The organism is Dyella silvae (assembly GCF_026421305.1).
Lineage (GTDB): Bacteria > Pseudomonadota > Gammaproteobacteria > Xanthomonadales > Rhodanobacteraceae > Dyella > Dyella silvae.
Genome location: NZ_JAPJBQ010000003.1, coordinates 500,711 through 518,803 on the forward strand (window position 1 = coordinate 500,711; position 18,093 = coordinate 518,803).

Below are 18,093 nucleotides of genomic sequence, written 5' to 3' on the forward strand. Positions count from 1 at the left end.
GGGGTGTCACCGGTCATGTCTGCCCGTAGCAGCGCAACACGTCGCTGTGGGCAGGCAGAGCCGGCCCAACGGGTGATGACCAGGAAGCCCACAAAATGTGGGCTTCCTGGTCATCATGCCATCTTCGTTGCATAGATCAGAGCAGCCCTCGGCTAGAATCACGGGACTTTGGGCTTGGGCGGGCTGCGAAAGCACAGCGTATGGCGATGCAGGAACGAATCCGCAAGAACGCCACTGGTGCGATTCTGTTCGACGCGGCGGTGTCGTCACAAGTCGACGACGACTGGTTCGAGCCCGAAACATGGCGTGTGCTGGGGGCTCTGCGGCGGCAGACAGGCGGTCGTGGCGGCGTAGCGATCATCGATACGCCTGCCGGCGAATGCGTGCTGCGCCATTATCGGCGCGGCGGCATGGTGGCCAGGCTGATGGGGGATCATTACCTCTGGAAAGGGGCAGAGCGCACGCGCTGCTTTGCCGAGTTTCGCCTGCTTGGTGCGATTGCTGCGATGGGGCTTCCAGGGCCCCAGGCGGTGGCGTGCCGCTATCGTCGGCTCGGGCTGTTTTATACCGCCGACCTGATCACCCGCCGTATTGCCCATGCGCAAACATTGGCTGAGCTTCTCGCTGCAGGGCAATTGGACGGCGAGATGGCTGAACTGGTGGGTGCGTTGGTGGCCCGTTTTCATCGTGCCGGCATTTGGCATGCCGACCTCAATGCGCACAATGTGCTGGTGACGTCGGAACAGCTCTATCTGATCGACTTCGATCGCGGTCGCCGGCGCGCGCCTGCCGAAGGCTGGCAGCAAGCCAATCTGCAGCGGCTGCGTCGTTCGCTGGTGAAGCTTGGGGCCGCGGCTCAGGGTGAGGCAGCGTTCGAAGAAGCGCTGTGGAAGCCCCTACTTTATCGCTACGAGCGGACGCTTCGCGCATGAACTGGAATCTGCATTTTCTGGGAGTCGGTGCGGCGCATGCCGTGGAGCTCGGCTCGTCGGCCGTGGTGCTTGAGCGTGACGATAAGCCGGTGCTGCTCATCGATTGCGGCCCGGACACGTTGGATCGCTATGTGGCCGCGTACGGCGAGCCTCCGCGAGCGCTCTTCATCACGCACACGCATATGGATCACGTCGGCGGCATGGAGCGGTTGTTTTTCCGCCTGTGGTTTGACGAACAGTGGCGTGGCCGCACGCGCGTGTTTCTCCATGCCGGGCTGATGACTTGGCTGCAGGGGCGTGTGGCGGATTACCCGAACGTGCTGGCCGAAGGTGGCGTCAATTTCTGGGAGGCGTTCCGTCTGGTGCCGTGCACGCGCGGATTCTGGCTGGATGGGCAATGGTTCGACGTGTTCGCTACGCGTCACCACATGGCCGGCACCTCCTACGGCGTCGCGCTGGCGGGGTGCTTTGCCTACACCGGAGATACGCGCCCGATTCCCGAGGTACTTGCCAGCGTGGCAGGCGGCACCGAACGGATTGCCCATGATTGTGGGCTGGTGGGGAATCCTTCGCACACCGGTATCGACGATATCGAGCGTGAGTACCCGGTTTCCTTGCGTGAACGGCTCCGGCTCTACCACTACGGCAGCGAAGCCGATGGCGCGGCGCTGGCCGCGCGTGGCTACGCCATCGCACGACCTGGTGAGCGCGTGGTCTTGCCGTCACCTGCGCCCACGCGTTCCGGCGCCGGATAGTTCTTCACCCGCATTGAGACGCCTCTAACGCCATGAGTTCCAGCTATCTGCGCAAGTTGCTCCGTTACCGTGCCTGGGCCGATGGTCTGACCTACGAGGCGGTGGCTAACTTGCCTGAGGGCGCCGCCAGCGCGCCGCGTGCCACTATTTTCGGCAACATGTTGCGCACGCTGAGCCACACGTGGGTCGTCGACGATATCTTCAGGGCGCACCTGCAGGGCCGTGCGCACGGCTACACCAGTCGCAACACGCTCGAGGCGCTGACGTTCGACGCGTTGTGGCAGCGGCAGCAGGCCATGAACGCGTGGTACCAGGACTATGCCGCGACGCTTTCGCCGGCACAGGCCGCCGAGGTAGTCGCGTTTCAGTTCATTGGGGGCGGAGCAGGGCGTATGACGCGGGAGGAGATCATCCTCCACGTGGTCAATCACGCCACCTACCATCGCGGTTTTGTGGCCGACATGTTCTATCAGGTTCCCGCCAGACCGCCGGCCACCGATCTGCCGGTGTTCCTGCGCGATGTGCCGCAGGAAGGGGATTGAGGCCGGGTGCTATCTTGTGTGAATGGCCTCGTGCCGTTATCCTTTCGCCTCTTTGCCGGGGCCTGATGGCCCGGCGAGTGGTTTCACCATTGCGGAGAGGTGTCCGAGTGGTTGAAGGAGCACGCCTGGAAAGTGTGTATACGGCTTATCCCCGTATCGCGGGTTCGAATCCCGCCCTCTCCGCCAGTGAGTGAAACCGAGCGGCGGCTTTGAGCCAACGCATAACGTACGTCTCTATGGTGGCCCTGTCGGTCCCCCCGCGACGATAGTTCGTAAACTCCGCCAGGCCCGGAAGGGAGCAACGGTAGCGAATGATTCGGGTGCCGGGGTGTGGCTGGCAGGGCCGCCGCCTTTTCCGGGGTCGGAATCCACGGCTGTCGAGGCCTTACTGACTTGCCGTGGTCGACTTGGCACAATCCATGTTCGCCCCAAGGTATCCAGGCATGTCTTATCAGGTACTCGCGCGCAAATGGCGCCCTCGCAAGTTCGCTGAACTCGTCGGGCAAGAGCACGTCGTGCGCGCGCTCACCAATGCGCTCGACACCGGCCGCATGCACCACGCCTACCTGTTCACCGGTACCCGAGGCGTGGGCAAGACCACCATCGCGCGTATCTTCGCCAAGTCGCTGAACTGCGAGCGTGGCGAGTCGGCCGATCCCTGTGGCGAGTGCGCTGTCTGCACCGCGGTCGATGCGGGCCGCTTTGTGGATCTGCTGGAGATCGACGCGGCCAGTAACACCGGCGTGGACGATGTGCGCGAAGTGATCGAGAACGCGCAATACGCCCCCGCTCGTGGCCGCTTCAAGGTGTACCTGGTCGACGAGGTGCACATGCTCTCCAAGCCGGCCTTCAATGCGTTGCTGAAGACGCTGGAAGAGCCGCCGCCGCATGTGAAATTCCTGCTGGCAACGACCGACCCGCAGAAGCTGCCGGTAACGGTGCTGTCGCGTTGCCTCAAGTTCAATCTCAAGCGACTCCTGCCGGAACAGATTTCCGGGCAGATGCGTCACATCCTGGGCGCCGAAAACATCCCTTACGAGGACGCGGCCATTGCCGAGCTGGCACGTGGCGCGGATGGCTCGCTGCGCGATGGTCTGTCGCTGCTGGATCAGGCCATCGCCTACGGCGGTGGCTCGCTGCGCGTAGATGACGTGCGCGCCATGCTGGGCAGCGTGGCCCGCGGGCAGGTGCTGGGCCTGCTGCAGGCGCTGGCCGAAGGCAGCGGCGAAGCACTGATGGCCGAGTGCGCGCGCATCGCCTCGTTCTCGCCGGATTTTGGTGGCGTGCTGGACGACCTGGCCAGCGTGCTCCATCGCCTTCAGTTGATACAGCTGGTGCCGGGCTATCGTCCGGAACAGGACAGCAGCGATGACGCCGCCCTCGTGGCGCTGGCGCAGCAACTGGCGCCTGAGGATGTGCAGCTCTACTACCAGATCGCCACCACCGGTCGCCGCGACCTGGCCATTGCGCCGGATGCGCGCACGGGCTTTGAAATGGCGATGCTTCGCATGCTGGCATTCCGCCCGGCCGACGGTGGTGGTTCGTCCACCGAGCGTTCCTCGGCGGGCGCCGCGCCACGCGCGCCTTCGGCACCCCCTCGCGCTGCAGCGCCGGTGGCGAACGAGCGCATGCATGTGGCAAGCGTGACCGAGACCCCGGCACCGCGCGCCGCGCCCGTTGCCGCGCCGGCACCCGCACCCGCACCCGTGTCGCCAGCGCCGTCCCGTGGGCCGGTGGCCACGGATGCGCGCGGCCTGCCGCATTGGGATGTGTTGATCGAACAGGCCAATCTGCGCGGCCCATTGGGCCAGCTGGCCCAGAATGCCGCCTTGCGCGATCGCGAAGGCCAGACCCTGGTGTTGGCCCTGCAGCCAGCGCACATGCATCTGGCCGTCGAGCCGATGATGAGCCAGATGGAAGAGCGCATCAGCCAGGCCATGGGTGAGCGTGTGCGTCTGCGCTTTGTCGAAGAGCGTGGCGCGGCCGCCGAAACCCCGGCGGCGCGAGCCGCCAATGCTCGCGAGGCGGCGCAGTCGGCTGCCGAGCAAGCCATCGAAGAAGATCCTCTGGTGCAATCGCTCAAGCGCGAATTCGGCGCGCGCGTGGTGCCCCAGTCGATCAAGCCATTTGAGAACTAAACGAGATAGCGGAGTGACGTCATGAGAGGACAGATCGGTCAGCTGATGCAGCAGGCCCAGCGCATGCAGGACGAAATGAAGCGCGCGCAGGAAGAGATCGCCCGTCTGGAAGTGACGGGGAGCGCCGGTGGCGGGCTCGTCACCGTGCAGATGACTGGCGCACACGAGGTTCGCCGCGTGCAGATTGATCGCAAGCTGTTCGCCGATGATCCGGAGATGGCCGAGGATCTGGTGGCCGCCGCCGTCAACGATGCGGTGAACAAGGTGGCGGAAGTCAGCAAGAACAAGCTCGGTGGTGTGACCTCGGGCCTGAATCTGCCGCCCGGCTTCAAGATGCCGTTCTGACGTTTTCCTGTGGGAGCGCACCCCGTGTGCGACAACCCATCCCCCGAGGGAATGGAGCGGAGATGCTGACGGGGCCATGTGGCGAACGCCGGTGACAGGGGTAACGACGCATCTCCGTGCTCGCGTTCAAGGTGCGCTCCTACAGTGATATTCGATTCATGAGCAAGCTACTCACCGATCTCATCGAAGCGCTCCGTTGCCTTCCCGGCGTCGGCGGCAAGAGTGCCCAGCGGATGGCCTTCCATTTGCTGGAACGTGATCGTGAGCGTGGTTTGCGTCTGGCGCAGGTGCTCGATCAGGCCATGCGCCAGATCGGCAACTGCTCGCGCTGCCGCAATTTCAGCGAGACGCCGGTGTGCGCGCTGTGCGGCAGCAGCAGCCGGGATCGTCAGGTGCTTTGCGTGGTGGAATCGCCCACCGAACTGGCCGCTATCGAGCAGGCCACCGGGTACCGCGGGCAATACTTCGTGTTGTTGGGGCGGCTTTCGCCACTGGATGGTCTTGGGCCGGAAGAGCTGGGCCTGGACCTGTTGGCCGAGCGCCTGGGTGAGGGCGAGCTCGAAGAAATGATCATCGCCACCAATCCCACCGTGGAAGGCGAGGCGACCGCGCACTACCTGGCGCAACTGGCGCGCGCGGCCAATGTCCGGCCCACCCGGCTGGCTCATGGTGTGCCATTGGGCGGCGAGCTTGAATACGTCGATCGCGGCACGCTTGCGCATGCCTTCGGCAGCCGGCAATCAGCCGAGTAATGTCCGTGGAACCGACGCTTTCGTTTGAGATTCCCACGAGCGATGAGTATCGCGCACTGCGAACGGCCGCCGGGTTGAGCATGATGTCGGCCGAGGGCGCGGATATCGGATTGCCCGCCAGCTGGTGTTCGGTTTGCGTGCGGCATCGCAATGAACTGATTGGCATGGGCCGTATCGTGGGTGATGGCGGCCTGTTTCTGTTCGTGGTGGACATCGCCGTGGCGCCAGACTGGCAAGGGCAGGGCCTGGGGCGGCGCATCATGCAGGCGCTGATGGACGATGTGCATGCACGTGCACCCGCGCGCACCATGGTCGGCCTGATAGCTAACGGTGTCGCTCATCGACTGTACGAACAGTTCGGTTTCAAACTGGTGGCGCCGGCTGCACACGGTATGCTGCTGCGTCTTTGAATCTACGGAGTTCCGTCATGGGCGATACCATTTTCGGCAAGATCATTCGTCGCGAAATTCCGGCCGACATCGTTTACGAGGACGACGACGTACTGGCGTTCCGCGATCTCAATCCGCAGGCGCCGGTACACGTGCTGTTCGTCCCGAAGAGGGCCATCGCCACGCTGGATGGCGCCACCGCCAGCGATGCCGAATTGCTCGGCAAGCTGCTGCTGGCAGCGGCTTCCTATGCTCGCCATGAGGGCCTGGCCGACGAGGGCTATCGCACCGTCATCAACTGCAATGAGCATGGCGGGCAGACGGTATTCCATCTGCACGTGCATTTGCTGGGTGGCCGCCAGATGCATTGGCCGCCGGGTTGATCCGGCGCAATTAGCCATTAGCAGTCAAAAGAAAACGCCGGCCAAATGCCGGCGTTTTCTTTAAGCGTGATCAACCGTGTCGCGGCGGTGCCGATCGGGGTACAACGATCACACGCGAGGGGTAGTAGCCACCCCAGGCTCCCCAACCCCACGGACCCCAGCCCGGGCCCCAGTAAGGACCCCAATACGGGCCCCAGTACGGGTCGTAGTAACCCGGGTAGTTCACGTAGACACGCTCGGGCCACAGATAAACCACGTTGGCTTCAATGCGGGGGTAGGCATAGTTGTAATCGCCCACTTTCTGCGACACGGAGCCCTGCAGCACGCCAGTGACGGTAATGTCGCGGCCTTGCGTGAATACTTCCGGATCGTAGAAGCCCGCACGGCACGCCATGAAGCGGCCCTGGGTTTCGTTATTGCTGGCCGAGGCCGCCGGGCGTGCCTGACTGTCGAGCGGCCGCTGGAGCACGTAGAAGCAGGTTTCCTGCGGCCCCGGTTCGGTCTTGATGATCTGGCCGCCCCAGCGCACCTGCACGGCGCCGGTGGCGCTACCCTGTTGCGCGGCGACCGAGGTGATTTCGGTGAATGTGCCTTGCAGCGGTTGCGGCACCGTTGCGCAGGCGGCCAGCGTCGCTACAGCGGTCGCGAGAATCAACGGCTTGAACATGGACATGACGCGTTTCTCCATCGTGTGGTGGATGGGTGACATCCACGGTCCCATATCATTTGACCACGCGACGCGGCCGAAAATCCCGCGCCGCCTGACGAAAGTCCTTCAATAGGTCGACCGGCGGTTTTTCGTGCGCATAGCGCAATTCCAGATAGGTCCTCATCAACTGCTCCAACTCGGTGCGCTGGCTGGGGAGGGCTCGCGCTGCCCGATTGAAGTAATGCTGCGGTCCTTCGCTAGCACGGCGGGCTACGCCCACCGCTGCCAGCCTTCGTTCAAGCACTTGCATCGCGGTGCGCGCCGGGTCGGCCGGGGGGCGTTTCCACATGGCCCATGACAAACCCAGTGCCGCGAACAGCGAGCCGCCGAAGGCCAGCAACAAGCCCAACGTGCCCGCGTTGGTGTCCTGGAGTCCGAACGGCGTCAGCATGCCGTGCTGTCGAAGCTGGTCGAAGCCGATAACGCCTTGGTTCCACCAGCGGTTGACGACATCCCAGCGATTGCGCACGTCCAACCACCAATGATTGGGTGACCAGTCGGAGGTTGCACTGGCTGCGGCTGCGCCCAGGCTGACTCGTTCGGGTCGCACGGCGGCGGTGGGGTCGACGCGCACCCAGCCGCGCCCTTGCAGCCAGACTTCGCTCCACGCATGGGCATCTGCCTGGCGCACCAGCAGGTATTGGCCCGTGGTGTTCCAGTAGCCGCCCTGGTAACCCGTCACCACGCGTGCGGGGATGCCGGCGGCACGCATCAGGACGGTAAAGGCCGAGGAGTAGTGCTCGCAAAATCCCTCGTGGGTGGCGAACAGAAAATCGTCGACAGCGTCGCGGCCGAGTGGGGCGGGCGCCAGCGTGTAGTTGAAGCCGCCATCGTGGAACAACGCCAGCGCCGCCTGGACGGTGGCGGCATCGTTGGTGCCGTGCTCGGCACGCCAGCGTTCGGCGAGTGCGAGCGTGCGAGGGTTGAATCCTGCAGGCAATGCCAGAGCGAAGCGGCGATCGCGTGCATCGAGCTGCGCCTGCAGGCGATAGCCCGTCGCCGAGCGCATCGCATACACGTAGGCGTCGTTGACGGGGCGATCGGTGAAGACCTCGCCATCCGAGGTCAGCTGAGCCCGCTCCGGGACGCTTACCGGCACATCCAGTGCAGGCAGCAAACGCTGCCCGTTAGGTTCGAGGCTGATCGTGTAGCCAGTGGTCGGGCCGTGTTCGATGCTGATGGGTGTCTGGCCGGCATCGCGGGTACTCCAGCGTCGTCCGTCGTAGCTCCACATGACGTAGGCGCGGAAATAGCGCTGCATCTTCGGCGGCGGCGCTTCATCGAAGCTGACGCGCATCGCTGGCCGGTCGTCGATGAGCAGCTCGGACATGTCGCCTGGCGACATGTCCGGACTGAGGCCAGTGCGCGACTGCGATGCGTTGGGCGCCCCCCACAGCGGTGAGCTTAGCCGCGGTACGAAGACGAAGGCGAGCAAGGCGAGCGGCAGCGAGGCGACGAGCAAGCGAAGCGCCGGCAATAATTCGCGCGGCAATGTGGTGGCAGGGCGCGCAGGCTCCAGCGCGCGCAGGGTGGCCAGGGCAGGCAGCAGACCCAGTGCTACCAAGGCTGTGGCAACCATCCCCTGGTCGAACAGCAGGGCGGCCATCAAGGCAAAGCAGCTGAAGGCGGCGCCGACGCGCACATCGCGAGACGTTTCGGTTTCCAGCAGCTTCAGGATCAGCAAGCCGACAGCGAGCGCCGCACCGGGCTCGCGTCCGAACAGCGTGCCGTAGTGGAAGATCACTGCGGCCGACAGCAGCGCCACCAACGGTAACTTCAGGTATAGCGGCGCGCGACCACTACGCGTACGACGTTGCCACCAGCGCAGCCCGAGGGTGGCGGCCAGCGCGGCGGTGAACCAGATCGGCAGGTGCGGCGCATGCACGCCCAGTACCGCCGCCACGGTGATGCAAAGCAGGTCGAATGGACGCGTACCGATCGGCGCCTGTGGCTTGCGGCGAAAGAGGGCGAATCGCATCACGGCAGGCTGGCCAATGCGTCCATGCAACGCGTGTAATGACTGCGGCCGTGACCGAGCGCAATCTCGTCGTTCGGCAGCCACAGGCTGGTGGGGCGCCCCACTGTTTCGGCCTCGCCGAGCCAGCGCGCCAGTCGGGCAATGCGCGCTTCGGTCGGCAGTTGCGACAGCTGGCGCCAGTCCAGTCGCCATTCTTCCTGCGATTCCGGCTCCTCGAAGTCTTTGACCAGCAGGTTGGGATGGCGGGCGCTGTGTTTCCACGCAATATGCCGCTGCGGGTCACCGATGCGGTAGTCACGCAGGGCAGCGATGTCTTCGCCCTGGTGCAGGCGTTGGTGCTGTCCGGCGTCGCCAGCGTGCGCCGGCGACGGCCCGCTGGTTTCTGGCCGTGGCCACACCAGTACGGTCTGGTCCGGGTGGATCCAGCTCCACGCATGGAACAACCCCAGCGGCCAATGGCTCCACAGCTTGATGCGCGGCACCGGCTGCCAGCCTCGCTGGGAGGTCGGCAGATTCATCGGTATCAGTACTTCGCCACGCGCCGCCACCGAGAACGCGTCGACCTGGTCGCGCATGTAGATCTGCACGGACGGGTGAGGGTGATCACCGCCGGCAAAGACCAGCTGCAGCACCAGTGGCTCCCCAGCCATGGCGTGTCCCTGACGTACGGCGGTGAGGCGCAGGCCATTGAGACTGCGAAAGGCCACCAGCATGCTCGCCGCACTCGCTGAGCCGACCAGGCAGGTAAGCAGCAGGGCCGCGTTGTTGTTGTAGTTGAGCGAGCCGATCAGCATCACCAGCAGCAGAACGCTGAACGCGGCGCCGAATCCCGTCGGCACGATATAGACGCGCCGGCGGTGAAGGACGATGGGCAGCGGCTCGGCGCGCTTATAGCGCGTCAATGCCGGCAAGCGCCGTTCGGCCCAGTCTTGCCAGCGCCGAAAGGTGGCCAGCATTAATCCACCGCGACGTCAGCGAGCAGGCTGCGGGCGAGGCTATCGCCGCTTGCACCTCGCGTCGTGACCAGGCGATGAGCGGCGAGCGGCACGAACAGGGCCTGGATGTCTTCCGGCAGCACATGCTGTCGACCGCTCAGGAACGCCCAGGCGCGTGCCGCGCTCAGCAGGGCGAGGCCCGCGCGGGGTGACAGGCCGGCGCGTACATCGGCGTGGCGACGGGTCGCGGCGAGCAATGCCTGCAGGTAATCCAGCAACGCCCCGCTTGCGGTAATGGTTTGCACCTGTCGCGAGAGTTCGGCCAGGGCGGCGGCATCAAGCTGCGGCGTCAGTTGCGCCAGCAGGTCGCGGCGATCGCTGCCGGTCAGCAGGGCGCGTTCGGCGGAGGCGTCCGGATAGTCCAGTGAGACGCGCAGCATGAAGCGATCCAACTGCGAGTCGGGAAGCGGGAAGGTACCCGCCAGGTCGAGCGGGTTTTGCGTGGCCACGACAAAGAACGGCTGCGGCAGCAGGTGGGTCTGTCCGTCGACCGTGACCTGGCCTTCCGCCATGGATTCCAACAAGGCGCTCTGGGTTTTGGGCGTTGCGCGGTTGATCTCGTCGGCCAGCAACAGGCCGGTGAAGATCGGTCCGGGATGAAAACGGAACTGACCCGTTTCGCGCTCATACACGCTGACGCCGATGATGTCGGAGGGCAACAGGTCGCTGGTGAACTGCACGCGCTGGAAATCCAGCGCGAAGCTGGAGGCTAGCGCGTGCGCCAGGGTGGTCTTGCCAACGCCGGGCACGTCTTCAAGCAACAGATGGCCGCCAGCCAGCAGACAGGTGAAAGCGAGCTTGACCTGGCGCGGCTTGCCCAGCACCACGCGATTGACCTGGGCCATGGCGGCTTCCAGTCGCGTGCGCAACGTTTCATCGTGCAGCGGAGTAATGGCAGACATGGGATTCCGGCAGCGGGGATGGGGGAGCAGCACTTGCGAGTGATGCAGGCAGTGTAGCCGTGGCTCTCGCGCACTGGCGAGCCATCTTCCGTATGACTTTTTTGACGCTGTGACGTAGCAGGCGAATGCTTGCCGACGCATCGTCACTGCAGGGTGACGGGACGCATTGCCAGGGCGCTTGCGCCGATCAGGGCAGGGGAATGCCGGCCTCTCGCAATAGCCGCGCCAGCGCAATCAGTGGCAGACCGATCAATGCGCTGGGGTCTTCGTTGTCGATGCGCTCAAAGAGGCTGATGCCAAGCCCCTCGCACTTGAAGCTGCCGGCACAATCGAGCGGTTGTTCGCGCTCGATATAGCGCGTGATTTCGTCGGTACCGAGGCTGCGAAAGTAGACGCGGGTGTGATCGGTATGGACGAGATTCCTGCCGTTGCGGGTGTCGTGCAGGCACAGCGCCGTGTGGAAATGCACCTCTCGTCCGGAACTGGCCGCCAGTTGTGCGCGGGCGCGTTCGGCGGTGCCGGGTTTGTCGAGCACGAGACCCTCGAGCTCGGCCACCTGGTCGGAGCCGATCACCAGTGCATCCTTTAACCCCTCGGCGGCGGCATGAGCCTTGGCTATGGCCAGACGTAGCGCCCGGTCCCTGGGGCGCTCGCCCGTTAGCGGGCTTTCATCCGTGCCGGGCGAGCGCTGTTCGAAGTCGGGGTAGAGCCGCCGGAGCAGCTCGGCGCGATAACGGGATGTGGAGCCAAGTACCAGGGTCGGCAGGCTCATGCATCGTGCTCCCGCCGCAGATGATCCCGCATGGCGCTGTCCAGATCGTGCTGGGCACGATCCAGCGCAGTCAGCAGCGGACGCAGCCGGTCGCGTGTGTCGTTCATGGTGGCCACGGCATGGTCCAGCTGCTGCTGGCTGGCTTTCGGGGCCTCGTCACGAATCCAGATGCGTTGCTGAAGCAGGGAGCGCAGCCCCGCGTCGATGGCGTGCCGTGCTTCCTGCTCGCCGCTGGCGGGCTGGTCAGGGTTGAGCGACATCACGGCGTGGGCATGCTGGAGGCCCGTCCGGCACGTCTTGAGATCCAGCTCCAGCCGGTCGGCCAGTTCCAGCAGCTGGCGCATGCTGCCGGTGCGCCGATCAGCGCGGCGGCGGTAGATCACTGCCGCCAAGCTCAGGGTCGCAACAATTAATGAGACGATCCCCAGTCCGAGCATCAGATAGAAGTTCACGGATCGGCCGGCTCGCGACGTAATAAGAGGCATAAAGTCTGCCGTACCGGAAGCATTCAGGCAAAATAGCCCGCGGCGGGTGTCTGGCAGTGACCAACCCGTTGACTTCAAGGTGTTGTAATCCTAAGATTTCGCGTCTATGTCCGTGACACTGCCAGAGTCCGTGGACGCTTGGCGCATGGTCTCGGCGCGGCGTTCGTTCCAAGGGGTATTGCCCGTAGTCGCCCTGAAGCGACTGGGCGAGGCCTTGGCCGGTACGGAAGGGACGGTGCAATACGAGCTGGATTTTGGTCGCGACGAATTTGGTACCTCGTACCTCGATGTTCGCGTCCAGGCCCCGCTCACGCTGACCTGCCAGCGAACCTTGGATCCGTTTGTACTGCCTGTGACGGTGGATAGCCGGCTAGGGTTGATCCGCTTTGAGCGCGAAGAAGCGGCCCTGCCGCCGAATGTCGAGCCGCTGCTGGTTGCTGACGACGGCAAGCTGAGTTTGCTGGATGTCATCGAAGACGAATTGTTGTTGGCGCTGCCGCTGGTCCCGGTGAATCCGGACAGTACGCTGCCCGAAGAAGTAGTAGGCCCCGGGCCGGAGGAGATCTCCTCAGGTGAAGGGCGTTCCGATAACCCGTTCGCGGTTTTGCGCGAACTCAAGAAACGTTGATTTAGCTGGAGATTCGCCATGGCCGTTGCCAAGAGCCGCAAGACCCCGTCCACCCGCGGCATGCGTCGTTCGCACGATGCGCTCAAGACCGTGCAGCTGGCCACCGATCCGACCAGTGGCGAGGTGCACCTGCGCCACCACGTCACCAAGGATGGCTACTACCGCGGTAAGAAGGTCATCGACACCAATACGTCGGTGGTCGAAGAGGATTAATCGTTCCCGCAAGGGATACGGTTTCGCATGGCGGCGCGATTTCGCGCCGCTTTGCGTTTATGCGATCACCCACGTAACGTTGGCGGATTGCAAGTCTGTTACAGCTTCGTACCAACCCGTCGCATGGAAAGTTAATGGCCCAGATCTATGCCCGCATCACAGGCACCGGCAGCGCGCTGCCCGAGCGCGTGGTGACCAACGCCGATCTCGAGAAGATCGTCGAAACCAGTGACGAATGGATTCGCTCCCGTACCGGTATTCAGAAGCGCCATATTGCCGCTGAAGGCCAGACCACCGGCGATCTAGCCACCGAAGCTGCGCTGCGCGCGCTTGAGGCGGCTGGCGTCAAAGCCTCCGAGCTCGACCTGATCGTGCTTGGCACGACCACGCCGGACATCATCTTCCCGTCCACCGCCTGCCTGGTGCAGCATCGCCTCGGCGCGAACGGCTGCGCTGCGTTCGACGTCAATGCCGCGTGTTCGGGCTTCGTCTACGCGCTCGGTATCGCCGATAAGTTCATTCGCAGCGGCCAGTCCAAAAAGGTGCTGGTGATCGGTGCGGAAACGCTGACCCGCATGATCGACTGGAACGAGCGCGAAACCTGCGTGTTGTTCGGCGACGGTGCGGGCGCGGTGGTGCTGGAGGCTTCGGAAGAGCCGGGCATCTACGCGACCCTGCTGCACGCCGATGGTGGCTTCAAGCACCTGCTGTACAACCCGGTAGGCGTGTCCGCTGGTTTCAAGGACGAGCCCAACCACGGCGTGCGCATCAACATGTCCGGCCGCGAAGTGTTCAAGGTCGCCGTGAAGACGCTCGATTCCTTGGTGGATGAAACCCTGCAGGCTGCCGGCATGGAAGCTTCGCAGATCGACTGGCTGATTCCGCATCAGGCCAACCTGCGCATCATCGAAGCGACAGCCAAGCGCCTGAACATGCCGATGGAGCAGGTGATCGTGACGGTGCACGAGCACGCCAATACCTCGTCGGGCTCGGTACCGCTGGCGCTGGATTACGCGGTGCGTTCGGGACAGGTGCAGCGCGGTCAGAACCTGTTGCTGGAAGCATTCGGTGGAGGCTTCACCTGGGCGTCGGCGCTGCTGCGTTACTAATCGCTACGCTTCTACATGCTCAAAAAATGCCGCCCTCCAAGGCGGCATTTTTTTGCTCGTCATTCCGGCGCAGGCCGGAATCCAGGAGACTCACTGCTTGGTTGCCGCGAAAGCCTTAAGCGTTTCGCGACAACCAAGTCATGTCTCAACTGGATTCCGGCCTACGCCGGAATGACGAGCAAAGAGCCGCCCTCGGGTGCCCGCAAGGTTGCCCAACGCTCATTCCTGAGCGAATACAGCTGCGTATGGCCGCCATTACTGGCACCATTCCGTTTTTCGTTTCCGGAAAGTCCACGCTCCATGACCCAGACCGCCGCCAACCTCGCTTTCGTTTTCCCGGGCCAGGGCTCGCAGTCGGTAGGCATGCTGGCCGAATTGGCCGCTGCCCACCCGGAAGTGAAGGCTACTTTCGACGAGGCGTCGCAGGGCGCTGGCGTCGACCTGTGGGCGCTCAGCCAGCAGGGGCCGGAGGAAGACCTCAATCGCACCGAGAACACGCAGCCGGCATTGCTTGCCGCCAGCGTGGCGGTGTGGCGCGTGTGGGGGAAGCTGGGCGGTGCGCGTCCGGCGCAGCTTTCGGGTCACAGTCTCGGCGAGTACAGTGCGCTCGTTTGTGCTGGCGCCTTGTCGCTGCACGATGCGGCGGCGCTGGTGGCCGAGCGCGGCCGCCTGATGCAGGCAGCGGTGCCGCCGGGCGTGGGCGCGATGGCCGCCATTCTTGGTGGTGACGACGCGCAGATTGCTGCCGTGTGCGAAGAAGTGGCGCAGGGCCAGGTGGTTTCGCCGGCCAACTTCAATTCGCCTGGCCAGCTGGTGATCGCTGGTAACGCCGAGGCTGTTGATCGCGCGCTTGCCAAGCTCGCGGAGCAGGGCGTGAAGAAGGCCATCAAGCTCGCTGTCTCGGTGCCTTCGCACTGCGCGCTGATGCGCGATGCGGCCGATCGCCTGGGTGATCGCATGGATGCGCTCCAGTGGGCGCTGCCCTCCATTCCGGTGGTACAGAACGCCGAAGCCCGCAGCTACGCCACGCTGGAAGATATCCGCGGCGCGCTGCAGCGCCAGCTTTATCTGCCGGTCCGCTGGACCGAGTGTGTGCAGGCATTGGTGGCTGGCGGCGCAACGCGCGTGGCCGAAGCCGGTCCGGGCAAGGTGCTGGCAGGTTTGATCAAGCGTATCGACAAGAGTGTCGAGGCGCGTGCCATCGGCACGCCGGCCGAGTTGGAAGTCGCGCGCGCCGAGTGGGCCTGAGCCGTTTCAAACGAATCATGCGGCTGGATGCCCTGACGTCCAGCCATCCAAAGGGAAATGACCTATGAGCAAGACACTGCAAGGTGAAATCGCCCTCGTCACGGGCGCCAGCCGTGGTATTGGCGCGGCCATTGCCGACGAGTTGGCCGCCATGGGCGCCACCGTGATCGGTACCGCCACCACTGAGAGCGGCGCGGCCGCCATTGGCGAGCGACTGGCCCCGCACGGCGGTCACGGCCGTGCGCTTAACGTGACCGATAGTGCTGCAGTCGATGCGCTGATCGGCGAGATCACCAAGGAATTCGGTGCGGTGTCGATCCTGGTCAACAACGCGGGCATTACCCGCGACCAGTTGCTGATGCGCATGCCGGAAGACGACTGGCAGGCCATCCTCGATACCAACCTCACGTCGGTTTATCGCACCTCCAAGGCCGTGATGCGCGGCATGATGAAGGCGCGGAAGGGCCGCATTATTTCGATCGCCTCGGTGATTGGTCTCACCGGCAATCCGGGGCAGGCGAACTACGCCGCGGCAAAGGCCGGCATCATTGCGTTCTCCAAATCGCTGGCCCGTGAGATTGGTTCGCGCGGCATCACCGTCAACGTGGTGGCGCCGGGCTTCATCGACACCGACATGACGCGTTCGCTGCCGGAAGAATCCAAGCAGGCGCTGCTGGGTCAGATCGCGCTCGGCCGACTGGGCGAGGCCAGCGATATTGCCAAGGCCGTGGGCTTCCTGGCGTCCCCGGCGGCGGCCTACATCACCGGCGAAACCCTGCATGTCAACGGCGGCATGTACATGCCGTAAAACGTGCGGTGGGGTCGGCACATCGTGTCGCAACCCTCCGGCATTTAACGCATTGTTTGAAACGGTCGGGCGCCCTCCAGCCTTGCTGGAAGGCCGCCCGGCGCGCCGGCACGGGCCGGTTTAACAAGGAGTTGTCGCAAGCGGCTTCGTTTTAGGCGACAATTGCTTCTTTCACGCCGGTCCCGTGGCCTGCGTTTAACACTGCTGGCGGACCATGGCGGCCCCTGAGCTTAGCCACTACAATCCGCCGGCCATATGCCGGCCGCAGGCCGGTGTTGACAGGTAACTACTCCTTGGGAGGTATTGGCAACATGAGCACCATCGAAGAGCGCGTCAAGAAAATCGTCATCGAGCAGCTGGGCGTGAAGGAGGATGAAGTCACGGCGAACGCTTCGTTCGTGGACGATCTGGGCGCTGATTCGCTGGACACCGTTGAGCTGGTGATGGCTCTCGAGGAAGAGTTCGAGACCGAAATTCCGGACGAAGAAGCCGAGAAGATCACCACGGTGCAGCAGGCTGTTGACTACATCAAGGCCCACACCAAGGAGTGATCGCTCCGTAGCGACAGACGCGTTCACATGAAGCGTCAGTCCACTAGCGATACCGGAAGCTGCGCCACATTGGCGCAGTTTTCGTTTCTGCATTTTGCAACGTCCGATCCCGTATGGTGCGCGCTGCACGCCAACGGCCCGGATGACGTGGCCGCGAAAGACACAGATCCCCTGTCCCTATCGACAGTGCCACGGAAACACGAGGGAAGATCAGCATGAGCAAACGACGTGTGGTTGTAACCGGCCTCGGCATCATTTCGCCGGTCGGCAACGATATCGCGACCGCCTGGGACAACATTCTCAAGGGCGTCAGCGGCATCGGTGAGGTTACCCATTTCGACGCCACCGCCTATGCCACGCGCATCGCCGGTCAGGTACGCGATTTCGATCCGGCGCAATGGATTGCTCCGAAAGAGATCAAGAAGATGGATCCGTTCATCCATTACGGCATTGCCGCAGGCACGCAAGCCTTGCGCGATTCCGGTCTGGAAGTGACGGAAGCCAATGCACCGCGCATCGGCGTGGCGGTGGCGGCCGGCATCGGCGGCCTGCACACCATCGAACACACCTCGACCGAGCTGCACGACAAGGGTCCGCGCCGCGTGTCGCCTTTCTTCGTGCCAAGTTCGATCATCAACATGGTCTCGGGTCACCTGTCGATCATGTACGGCCTGAAGGGCCCGAACATCGCCTGCGTCACCGCCTGCACCACCGGTACGCACAACATCGGTCTGGCCGCGCGCATGATTCAGTACGGCGATGCCGATGTGATGATCGCCGGCGGCGCCGAGTTCGCCACCACCGGTACCGCCATGGCGGGCTTCTGCTCGGCCAAGGCCATGTCCACCCGCAATGACGAGCCGACCAAGGCCAGTCGTCCGTGGGACAAGGACCGCGACGGTTTCGTGCTGTCCGATGGCGCCGGTGTACTGGTGCTGGAAGAGTACGAACACGCCAAGGCACGCGGCGCCAAGATCTACGCCGAGCTGGTCGGCTTTGGCATGAGCGGTGACGCCTTCCACATCACTGCGCCGAGCGAGGGCGGTGAAGGTGCGGCACGCTGCATGGACAGCGCGCTGAAGGATGGCGGCATCAATCCGACCGACGTGCAGTACATCAATGCGCACGGTACCTCGACGCCGCTGGGCGACCTGGGCGAAGTGCTGGCTGCCAAGCGCGTGTTCGGTGATCACGCCTACAAGCTGGCGATGAGCTCGACCAAGTCGGTGACCGGTCACCTGCTCGGTGCGGCCGGTGGTGTCGAAGCGATCTTCACCATCCTCGCCCTGCGCGATCAGGTGTTGCCGCCCACCATCAACCTGGACGAGCCGGGTGAAGGCTGCGATCTCGACTTCGTGCCGCACACGGCGCGCGAAGCCAAGCTCGACGTGGTCATCTCCAACTCGTTTGGCTTCGGCGGCACCAACGGCACGCTGGCGTTCCGTCGCGTTTGAGCGGC

The 18,093-nt window shown here is 64.1% G+C and carries 21 protein-coding genes, 1 tRNA gene and 1 other RNA gene; 17 read left to right on the top strand and 6 right to left on the bottom strand.

Features of this window, described 5'->3' with window-relative positions; genetic code table 11:
* The first annotated feature begins 200 nt into the window (after nucleotides 1-200).
* The 10 genes from OQE56_RS10750 to OQE56_RS10795 all read left to right on the top strand — a co-directional run bounded on the left by OQE56_RS10750 (nucleotide 201) and on the right by OQE56_RS10795 (nucleotide 6,236).
* Nucleotides 201-932 (top strand): 3-deoxy-D-manno-octulosonic acid kinase, encoded by a 732-nt coding sequence (locus OQE56_RS10750; protein WP_267224204.1) that lies wholly within the window; start codon nucleotides 201-203, stop codon nucleotides 930-932.
* Nucleotides 929-1,687 carry an MBL fold metallo-hydrolase gene (locus OQE56_RS10755; RefSeq protein WP_267224206.1) on the top strand — a complete coding sequence of 253 codons (759 nt, stop codon included), beginning with the start codon at nucleotides 929-931 and terminating at the stop codon, nucleotides 1,685-1,687. The genes OQE56_RS10750 and OQE56_RS10755 overlap by 4 nt, the downstream gene beginning before the upstream one ends.
* Before the next feature lie 32 nt (nucleotides 1,688-1,719).
* Nucleotides 1,720-2,229 carry a DinB family protein gene (locus OQE56_RS10760; RefSeq protein ID WP_267224208.1) on the top strand — a complete coding sequence of 170 codons (510 nt, stop codon included), beginning with the start codon at nucleotides 1,720-1,722 and terminating at the stop codon, nucleotides 2,227-2,229.
* Between the two features lie 93 nt (nucleotides 2,230-2,322).
* A tRNA-Ser gene (locus tag OQE56_RS10765) sits at nucleotides 2,323-2,415 on the top strand.
* A 60-nt stretch (nucleotides 2,416-2,475) separates the two neighbouring features.
* Nucleotides 2,476-2,572, top strand: an RNA gene (ffs, locus tag OQE56_RS10770) — signal recognition particle sRNA small type.
* A 100-nt stretch (nucleotides 2,573-2,672) separates the two neighbouring features.
* Entirely contained in the window at nucleotides 2,673-4,367 is a 1,695-nt protein-coding gene (dnaX, locus tag OQE56_RS10775; protein WP_267224210.1) for a DNA polymerase III subunit gamma/tau, read from the top strand.
* Nucleotides 4,368-4,388: 21 nt separating this feature from the next.
* Nucleotides 4,389-4,712, top strand: coding sequence for a YbaB/EbfC family nucleoid-associated protein (locus OQE56_RS10780; protein WP_267224212.1), 324 nt, complete (start codon nucleotides 4,389-4,391; stop codon nucleotides 4,710-4,712).
* Between the two features lie 158 nt (nucleotides 4,713-4,870).
* Entirely contained in the window at nucleotides 4,871-5,464 is a 594-nt protein-coding gene (recR, locus tag OQE56_RS10785) for a recombination mediator RecR (RefSeq protein WP_267224215.1), read from the top strand.
* On the top strand, nucleotides 5,464-5,874 hold the full coding sequence (locus tag OQE56_RS10790; RefSeq protein ID WP_267224217.1) for a GNAT family N-acetyltransferase: 411 nt from the start codon (nucleotides 5,464-5,466) through the stop codon (nucleotides 5,872-5,874). The genes recR and OQE56_RS10790 overlap by 1 nt, the downstream gene beginning before the upstream one ends.
* A 17-nt stretch (nucleotides 5,875-5,891) precedes the next feature.
* Complete coding sequence (locus OQE56_RS10795; protein WP_267224219.1) at nucleotides 5,892-6,236, top strand: histidine triad nucleotide-binding protein; 345 nt, start codon at nucleotides 5,892-5,894, stop codon at nucleotides 6,234-6,236.
* 70 nt (nucleotides 6,237-6,306) lie between these two features.
* On the opposite strand, the gene OQE56_RS10800 is transcribed toward OQE56_RS10795, so the two are convergent.
* From OQE56_RS10800 to OQE56_RS10825, 6 genes are all read right to left on the bottom strand, one after another.
* Nucleotides 6,307-6,909, bottom strand: coding sequence for a Slp family lipoprotein (locus OQE56_RS10800; RefSeq protein ID WP_267224221.1), 603 nt, complete (start codon nucleotides 6,907-6,909; stop codon nucleotides 6,307-6,309).
* Nucleotides 6,910-6,958: 49 nt separating this feature from the next.
* Entirely contained in the window at nucleotides 6,959-8,923 is a 1,965-nt protein-coding gene (locus tag OQE56_RS10805) for a transglutaminase TgpA family protein (RefSeq protein WP_267224223.1), read from the bottom strand.
* Entirely contained in the window at nucleotides 8,923-9,879 is a 957-nt protein-coding gene (locus tag OQE56_RS10810) for a DUF58 domain-containing protein (RefSeq protein ID WP_267224225.1), read from the bottom strand. Before OQE56_RS10810 ends, OQE56_RS10805 begins: the two co-directional genes overlap by 1 nt.
* Nucleotides 9,879-10,820: an AAA family ATPase gene (locus OQE56_RS10815; RefSeq protein WP_267224227.1), complete on the bottom strand. Its 942-nt coding sequence runs from the start codon at nucleotides 10,818-10,820 to the stop codon at nucleotides 9,879-9,881. The genes OQE56_RS10810 and OQE56_RS10815 overlap by 1 nt, the downstream gene beginning before the upstream one ends.
* A 187-nt stretch (nucleotides 10,821-11,007) precedes the next feature.
* The gene (locus OQE56_RS10820) at nucleotides 11,008-11,592 is read right to left on the bottom strand and encodes a Maf family protein (RefSeq protein WP_267224229.1); all 585 of its coding nucleotides are present in this window, start codon (nucleotides 11,590-11,592) and stop codon (nucleotides 11,008-11,010) included.
* Nucleotides 11,589-12,044 (bottom strand): hypothetical protein, encoded by a 456-nt coding sequence (locus OQE56_RS10825; protein ID WP_267224231.1) that lies wholly within the window; start codon nucleotides 12,042-12,044, stop codon nucleotides 11,589-11,591. Before OQE56_RS10825 ends, OQE56_RS10820 begins: the two co-directional genes overlap by 4 nt.
* A gap of 178 nt (nucleotides 12,045-12,222) precedes the next feature.
* Between OQE56_RS10825 and OQE56_RS10830 the strand changes: the two genes are divergently transcribed.
* From OQE56_RS10830 to fabF, 7 genes are all read left to right on the top strand, one after another.
* Nucleotides 12,223-12,705, top strand: coding sequence for a YceD family protein (locus OQE56_RS10830; protein WP_267224364.1), 483 nt, complete (start codon nucleotides 12,223-12,225; stop codon nucleotides 12,703-12,705).
* Nucleotides 12,706-12,723: 18 nt separating this feature from the next.
* Nucleotides 12,724-12,918: a 50S ribosomal protein L32 gene (rpmF, locus tag OQE56_RS10835; RefSeq protein ID WP_019466219.1), complete on the top strand. Its 195-nt coding sequence runs from the start codon at nucleotides 12,724-12,726 to the stop codon at nucleotides 12,916-12,918.
* Between the two features lie 134 nt (nucleotides 12,919-13,052).
* Nucleotides 13,053-14,027 (top strand): beta-ketoacyl-ACP synthase III, encoded by a 975-nt coding sequence (locus OQE56_RS10840; RefSeq protein WP_267224235.1) that lies wholly within the window; start codon nucleotides 13,053-13,055, stop codon nucleotides 14,025-14,027.
* A 300-nt stretch (nucleotides 14,028-14,327) separates the two neighbouring features.
* Nucleotides 14,328-15,275 carry an ACP S-malonyltransferase gene (gene fabD / locus OQE56_RS10845; protein WP_267224237.1) on the top strand — a complete coding sequence of 316 codons (948 nt, stop codon included), beginning with the start codon at nucleotides 14,328-14,330 and terminating at the stop codon, nucleotides 15,273-15,275.
* Between the two features lie 64 nt (nucleotides 15,276-15,339).
* Nucleotides 15,340-16,083 (top strand): 3-oxoacyl-ACP reductase FabG, encoded by a 744-nt coding sequence (gene fabG, locus OQE56_RS10850; protein WP_267224239.1) that lies wholly within the window; start codon nucleotides 15,340-15,342, stop codon nucleotides 16,081-16,083.
* A gap of 311 nt (nucleotides 16,084-16,394) precedes the next feature.
* Nucleotides 16,395-16,634 (top strand): acyl carrier protein, encoded by a 240-nt coding sequence (gene acpP, locus OQE56_RS10855; protein ID WP_114823364.1) that lies wholly within the window; start codon nucleotides 16,395-16,397, stop codon nucleotides 16,632-16,634.
* A 215-nt stretch (nucleotides 16,635-16,849) separates the two neighbouring features.
* Nucleotides 16,850-18,088, top strand: a complete 1,239-nt coding sequence (gene fabF, locus OQE56_RS10860) for a beta-ketoacyl-ACP synthase II (RefSeq protein WP_267224242.1) — start codon at nucleotides 16,850-16,852, stop codon at nucleotides 18,086-18,088.
* The last annotated feature ends 5 nt before the right edge of the window (nucleotides 18,089-18,093 follow it).

What these genes read in the sequence shown, in the direction of transcription:
- OQE56_RS10750 (WP_267224204.1), top strand. Translation starts at nt 201, where the DNA reads ATGGCGATGCAGGAACGAATCCGCAAGAACGCCACTGGTGCGATTCTG.
- OQE56_RS10755 (WP_267224206.1), top strand. Translation starts at nt 929, where the DNA reads ATGAACTGGAATCTGCATTTTCTGGGAGTCGGTGCGGCGCATGCCGTG.
- OQE56_RS10760 (WP_267224208.1), top strand. Translation starts at nt 1,720, where the DNA reads ATGAGTTCCAGCTATCTGCGCAAGTTGCTCCGTTACCGTGCCTGGGCC.
- dnaX (WP_267224210.1), top strand. Translation starts at nt 2,673, where the DNA reads ATGTCTTATCAGGTACTCGCGCGCAAATGGCGCCCTCGCAAGTTCGCT.
- OQE56_RS10780 (WP_267224212.1), top strand. Translation starts at nt 4,389, where the DNA reads ATGAGAGGACAGATCGGTCAGCTGATGCAGCAGGCCCAGCGCATGCAG.
- recR (WP_267224215.1), top strand. Translation starts at nt 4,871, where the DNA reads ATGAGCAAGCTACTCACCGATCTCATCGAAGCGCTCCGTTGCCTTCCC.
- OQE56_RS10790 (WP_267224217.1), top strand. Translation starts at nt 5,464, where the DNA reads ATGTCCGTGGAACCGACGCTTTCGTTTGAGATTCCCACGAGCGATGAG.
- OQE56_RS10795 (WP_267224219.1), top strand. Translation starts at nt 5,892, where the DNA reads ATGGGCGATACCATTTTCGGCAAGATCATTCGTCGCGAAATTCCGGCC.
- OQE56_RS10800 (WP_267224221.1), bottom strand. Translation starts at nt 6,909, where the DNA reads ATGTCCATGTTCAAGCCGTTGATTCTCGCGACCGCTGTAGCGACGCTG.
- OQE56_RS10805 (WP_267224223.1), bottom strand. Translation starts at nt 8,923, where the DNA reads ATGCGATTCGCCCTCTTTCGCCGCAAGCCACAGGCGCCGATCGGTACG.
- OQE56_RS10810 (WP_267224225.1), bottom strand. Translation starts at nt 9,879, where the DNA reads ATGCTGGCCACCTTTCGGCGCTGGCAAGACTGGGCCGAACGGCGCTTG.
- OQE56_RS10815 (WP_267224227.1), bottom strand. Translation starts at nt 10,820, where the DNA reads ATGTCTGCCATTACTCCGCTGCACGATGAAACGTTGCGCACGCGACTG.
- OQE56_RS10820 (WP_267224229.1), bottom strand. Translation starts at nt 11,592, where the DNA reads ATGAGCCTGCCGACCCTGGTACTTGGCTCCACATCCCGTTATCGCGCC.
- OQE56_RS10830 (WP_267224364.1), top strand. Translation starts at nt 12,223, where the DNA reads ATGGTCTCGGCGCGGCGTTCGTTCCAAGGGGTATTGCCCGTAGTCGCC.
- rpmF (WP_019466219.1), top strand. Translation starts at nt 12,724, where the DNA reads ATGGCCGTTGCCAAGAGCCGCAAGACCCCGTCCACCCGCGGCATGCGT.
- OQE56_RS10840 (WP_267224235.1), top strand. Translation starts at nt 13,053, where the DNA reads ATGGCCCAGATCTATGCCCGCATCACAGGCACCGGCAGCGCGCTGCCC.
- fabD (WP_267224237.1), top strand. Translation starts at nt 14,328, where the DNA reads ATGACCCAGACCGCCGCCAACCTCGCTTTCGTTTTCCCGGGCCAGGGC.
- fabG (WP_267224239.1), top strand. Translation starts at nt 15,340, where the DNA reads ATGAGCAAGACACTGCAAGGTGAAATCGCCCTCGTCACGGGCGCCAGC.
- acpP (WP_114823364.1), top strand. Translation starts at nt 16,395, where the DNA reads ATGAGCACCATCGAAGAGCGCGTCAAGAAAATCGTCATCGAGCAGCTG.
- fabF (WP_267224242.1), top strand. Translation starts at nt 16,850, where the DNA reads ATGAGCAAACGACGTGTGGTTGTAACCGGCCTCGGCATCATTTCGCCG.